Raw genomic sequence first — 5570 nt, forward strand, 5'->3', positions numbered from 1 at the left:
TACTTCAAAAAGAAACAGACGAAAAAAACTTCAAAACTTTTTACAAAAAAGGTTGCCGGTTAAAAAAGAGTTTGTATCTTTGCAGTCCCAATTACAGGGAGCGCAGGAGTGGATAGATTGAGGGTTTGGAAAGAGATTAAGGTTACTTAAAAAACTTTAAAATTTTCTTTCAAAACATTTGGTCAATTAGAAATAAAGTTTTACTTTTGCACTCGCAAATACGGAGCGACACTGACAGAGAAGATTGCTTCGTTAAAAAGCGAAAGATATAAAGATCATTGACATACAATATAACAACCAAGTAAGGAAAAACTAAAGCGTTAAAAAAACTTTGAGTGAGTCAGACAAACATACAATGGAGAGTTTGATCCTGGCTCAGGATGAACGCTAGCGGGAGGCCTAACACATGCAAGCCGAGCGGTAGAGATTCTTCGGAATCTTGAGAGCGGCGTACGGGTGCGGAACACGTGTGCAACCTGCCTTTATCAGGGGGATAGCCTTTCGAAAGGAAGATTAATACCCCATAACATTTTGAATGGCATCATTTAAAATTGAAAACTCCGGTGGATAGAGATGGGCACGCGCAAGATTAGATAGTTGGTGAGGTAACGGCTCACCAAGTCTGCGATCTTTAGGGGGCCTGAGAGGGTGATCCCCCACACTGGTACTGAGACACGGACCAGACTCCTACGGGAGGCAGCAGTGAGGAATATTGGACAATGGGTGCGAGCCTGATCCAGCCATCCCGCGTGAAGGACGACGGCCCTATGGGTTGTAAACTTCTTTTGTATAGGGATAAACCTAGATACGTGTATCTAGCTGAAGGTACTATACGAATAAGCACCGGCTAACTCCGTGCCAGCAGCCGCGGTAATACGGAGGGTGCAAGCGTTATCCGGATTTATTGGGTTTAAAGGGTCCGTAGGCGGATCTGTAAGTCAGTGGTGAAATCTCACAGCTTAACTGTGAAACTGCCATTGATACTGCAGGTCTTGAGTGTTGTTGAAGTAGCTGGAATAAGTAGTGTAGCGGTGAAATGCATAGATATTACTTAGAACACCAATTGCGAAGGCAGGTTACTAAGCAACAACTGACGCTGATGGACGAAAGCGTGGGGAGCGAACAGGATTAGATACCCTGGTAGTCCACGCCGTAAACGATGCTAACTCGTTTTTGGATTTTCGGATTCAGAGACTAAGCGAAAGTGATAAGTTAGCCACCTGGGGAGTACGTTCGCAAGAATGAAACTCAAAGGAATTGACGGGGGCCCGCACAAGCGGTGGATTATGTGGTTTAATTCGATGATACGCGAGGAACCTTACCAAGGCTTAAATGGGAAATGACAGGTTTAGAAATAGACTTTTCTTCGGACATTTTTCAAGGTGCTGCATGGTTGTCGTCAGCTCGTGCCGTGAGGTGTTAGGTTAAGTCCTGCAACGAGCGCAACCCCTGTCACTAGTTGCCATCATTAAGTTGGGGACTCTAGTGAGACTGCCTACGCAAGTAGAGAGGAAGGTGGGGATGACGTCAAATCATCACGGCCCTTACGCCTTGGGCCACACACGTAATACAATGGCCAGTACAGAGGGCAGCTACACGGTGACGTGATGCAAATCTCGAAAGCTGGTCTCAGTTCGGATTGGAGTCTGCAACTCGACTCTATGAAGCTGGAATCGCTAGTAATCGCGCATCAGCCATGGCGCGGTGAATACGTTCCCGGGCCTTGTACACACCGCCCGTCAAGCCATGGAAGTCTGGGGTACCTGAAGTCGGTGACCGTAACAGGAGCTGCCTAGGGTAAAACAGGTAACTAGGGCTAAGTCGTAACAAGGTAGCCGTACCGGAAGGTGCGGCTGGAACATCTCATTTTAGAGCGTCTTCAAGACGATAAACAAAATTAGTATCGAGAGATACAGCACTTACTTAAAGTAAAGCTTTAGTTTTTTGTTTGGTTGGTTATATTAAAAATACAAAACCCACTAGAAATTAGTATAGGGAAGAGATACAAGAGCCCAGAGCCAAGAACCAAGACGAATGAAAGTCTTGTATCTAGGATCTAGGATCTGTAAGTCTAAAAAGACAGTCTCGTAGCTCAGCTGGTTAGAGCGCTACACTGATAATGTAGAGGTCGGCAGTTCGAGCCTGCCCGAGACTACTAATTAAAGCGGTAAGCAGTAAGCTTCAAGCAGAAGGCAAATTCCTAAAGCTTATAGCCTATAGCCTACAGCACCTAGAGGGGGAATTAGCTCAGCTGGCTAGAGCGCCTGCCTTGCACGCAGGAGGTCAAGGGTTCGACTCCCTTATTCTCCACAGTTTTGGAGTACTGATTTAAAAGTTACGGATGGAGCCAAAAACAACATCTGTTCATCAGTATGAAAAAAAGAATTTAAGATCATTGACATTAACGGTAAAGACATCACAAAGAGATAACCGAGCACTTTCGAGTGCCGAGTTTATAAAAATATCGATAAATTTTAATTTATCAAAAAATACTGAACTAATATAATTATTAGGAAAGAAATCGTTAAGGGCGTATGGCGGATGCCTAGGCTTTCAGAGGCGACGAAGGACGTGGTAAGCTGCGAAAAGCTGCGGGGATTGGCACACACGAATTGATCCGCAGATGTCCGAATGGGGCAACCCGGCTGGTTGAAGACCAGTCACCTCGCAAGAGGAGCAAACCCGGAGAACTGAAACATCTAAGTACCCGGAGGAAAAGAAATCGAAGAGATTCCGTAAGTAGTGGCGAGCGAAAGCGGATTAGCCCAAAAGCTGATATATGTTTAATAGAATGTTCTGGAAAGAACAGCCATAGAGGGTGATAGCCCCGTATATGAAAGGCATATTTGAGTGATAAATGAGTAGGGCGGGACACGTGAAATCCTGTCTGAATATGGGGGGACCATCCTCCAAGGCTAAATACTCCTGAAAGACCGATAGTGAACAAGTACTGTGAAGGAAAGGTGAAAAGCACTTCGAATAGAAGGGTGAAATAGAACCTGAAACCGTACGCCTACAAGCGGTCGGAGCACCTATATGGTGTGACGGCGTGCCTTTTGCATAATGAGCCTACGAGTTAATTTTACTAGCGAGGTTAAGGTATTAAGTACCGGAGCCGGAGCGAAAGCGAGTCTGAATAGGGCGTATAGTTAGTAGGATTAGACGCGAAACCTTGTGATCTACCCATGGGCAGGTTGAAGCTCTGGTAACACAGAGTGGAGGACCGAACCGGTTGACGTTGAAAAGTCTTCGGATGACCTGTGGGTAGGGGTGAAAGGCCAATCAAACTGGGAGATAGCTCGTACTCTCCGAAATGCATTTAGGTGCAGCGTCGATGTTAAGTTTATTAGAGGTAGAGCTACTGATTGGATGCGGGGGTTTCACCACCTACCAATTCCTGACAAACTCCGAATGCTAATAAATGTTCGTCGGCAGTGAGGGCATGGGTGCTAAGGTCCATGTCCGAGAGGGAAAGAACCCAGACCAACAGCTAAGGTCCCAAAATATATGTTAAGTTGAAGCAACGCGGTTGGACTGCATTGACAGCTAGGATGTTGGCTTGGAAGCAGCCATTCATTTAAAGAGTGCGTAACAGCTCACTAGTCGAGCGGTCCGGCATGGATAATAATCGGGCATAAACATATTACCGAAGCTATGGATTTGTACATTGTACATCTGGTAGGAGAGCATTCTATTTGCGCCGAAGCAGTACTGTGAGGTATTGTGGAGCGGATAGAAAAGAAAATGTAGGCATAAGTAACGATAAAGCGGGCGAGAAACCCGCTCACCGAAAGACTAAGGTTTCCTCAGCCATGCTAATCAGCTGAGGGTTAGTCGGGACCTAACGCGAACCCGAAAGGGGTAGTGGATGGACAATGGGTTAATATTCCCATACTTGCTCACACTAAAAAGGGGACGGAGTGCCGTACTTACTGGAGACTGACGGAATAGTCAAGGCCTAGCCTTCGGGCGAAGCTGCTGTAGGGAAAGTGCTTCCAAGAAAAGCCGAAGTGAAGCAACCCGTACCAAAACCGACACAGGTAGTCGAGGAGAGAATCCTAAGGTGCTAGAGTGAATCATGGTTAAGGAACTAGGCAAAATAGTCTCGTAACTTCGGGAGAAGAGACGCCATCAGCAATGGTGGCCGCAGTAAAGAGGCCCAGGCGACTGTTTATCAAAAACACAGGACTCTGCAAAATCGAAAGATGCAGTATAGGGTCTGACACCTGCCCGGTGCTGGAAGGTTAAGGAAGGTGCTTAGGGTTAAACCGAAGGCATTGACTGAAGCCCCAGTAAACGGCGGCCGTAACTATAACGGTCCTAAGGTAGCGAAATTCCTTGTCGGGTAAGTTCCGACCTGCACGAATGGTGTAACGATCTGGGCACTGTCTCAACCATGAGCTCTGTGAAATTGTAGTATCGGTGAAGATGCCGATTACCCGCAATGGGACGAAAAGACCCTGTGAACCTTTACTATAACTTCGTATTGACTTTGAGTAAGTAATGTGTAGGATAGGTGGGAGGCTTTGAAGCTTGCACGCTAGTGTAGGTGGAGCCAACGTTGAAATACCACCCTTTACTTACTTGGAGCCTAACTTCTTAATAGAAGGACATTGCGTGGTGGGTAGTTTGACTGGGGTGGTCGCCTCCAAAAGAGTAACGGAGGCTTTCAAAGGTACCCTCAGCACGCTTGGTAACCGTGCGTAGAGTGTAATGGCATAAGGGTGCTTGACTGTGAGACCTACAAGTCGATCAGGTGCGAAAGCAGGACATAGTGATCCGGTGGTTCCGTATGGAAGGGCCATCGCTCATAGGATAAAAGGTACTCCGGGGATAACAGGCTAGTCTCCCCCAAGAGCTCACATCGACGGGGAGGTTCGGCACCTCGATGTCGGCTCGTCACATCCTGGGGCTGGAGAAGGTCCCAAGGGTTGGGCTGTTCGCCCATTAAAGTGGCACGCGAGCTGGGTTCAGAACGTCGTGAGACAGTTCGGTCTCTATCTATTGCGGGCGTTAGATGTTTGAGAGGGCTTGATTCTAGTACGAGAGGACCGAATTGAACAAACCTCTGGTGTATCAGTTGTACCGCCAGGTGCACTGCTGAGTAGCTACGTTTGGAAGAGATAAGCACTGAAAGCATATAAGTGCGAAACTCGCCTCAAGATGAGACATCTTTTAAGGGTCGTTGGAGATGACGACGTTGATAGGCTATAGGTGTAAAGACAGTAATGTCATAGCCAAGTAGTACTAATTACCCGTAGATTTATAGCCTAATATGGCGCACGAAAGTGCAGCAAGGTTAGCTCTTTGTGAAAGTTTTTATCGATTAAAAAAGGTAGCAGATGGTAGCTATCAGGTAGCAGGAAAAACCTGCAGCCTATTACCTACATCCTGCAACCTTATATACCTTCTTTAGGGTGGTTTTAGCGGTGGGGCTCACCTGTTCCCATTCCGAACACAGAAGTTAAGCCCACCAGCGCCGATGGTACTGCGAAAGCGGGAGAGTAGGCCGCCGCCAGTTTTTATTTTATTTTTAAAAAATCCTTTATCTGATGATAAAGGATTTTTTT

The 5570-nt window shown here is 46.6% G+C and carries 2 tRNA genes and 3 rRNA genes; all 5 read left to right on the forward strand.

Annotated features, from left to right (window positions below):
• The first annotated feature begins 352 nt into the window (after nt 1-352).
• The 5 genes from LKL37_RS22965 to rrf all read left to right on the forward strand — a co-directional run bounded on the left by LKL37_RS22965 (nt 353) and on the right by rrf (nt 5521).
• A 16S ribosomal RNA gene (locus LKL37_RS22965) occupies nt 353-1869 on the forward strand.
• Nucleotides 1870-2081: 212 nt separating this feature from the next.
• A tRNA-Ile gene (locus LKL37_RS22970) sits at nt 2082-2155 on the forward strand.
• An 81-nt stretch (nt 2156-2236) separates the two neighbouring features.
• Nucleotides 2237-2310 (forward strand) — tRNA-Ala (locus LKL37_RS22975).
• A gap of 204 nt (nt 2311-2514) precedes the next feature.
• Nucleotides 2515-5271: ribosomal RNA gene (locus LKL37_RS22980) — 23S ribosomal RNA — on the forward strand.
• 142 nt (nt 5272-5413) lie between these two features.
• Nucleotides 5414-5521 (forward strand): 5S ribosomal RNA (gene rrf / locus LKL37_RS22985).
• The 16S, 23S and 5S rRNA genes sit together here with 2 tRNA genes alongside, the layout of an rRNA operon.
• The last annotated feature ends 49 nt before the right edge of the window (nt 5522-5570 follow it).

Source organism: Chryseobacterium sp. 'Rf worker isolate 10' (assembly GCF_050753305.1).
GTDB lineage: Bacteria > Bacteroidota > Bacteroidia > Flavobacteriales > Weeksellaceae > Chryseobacterium.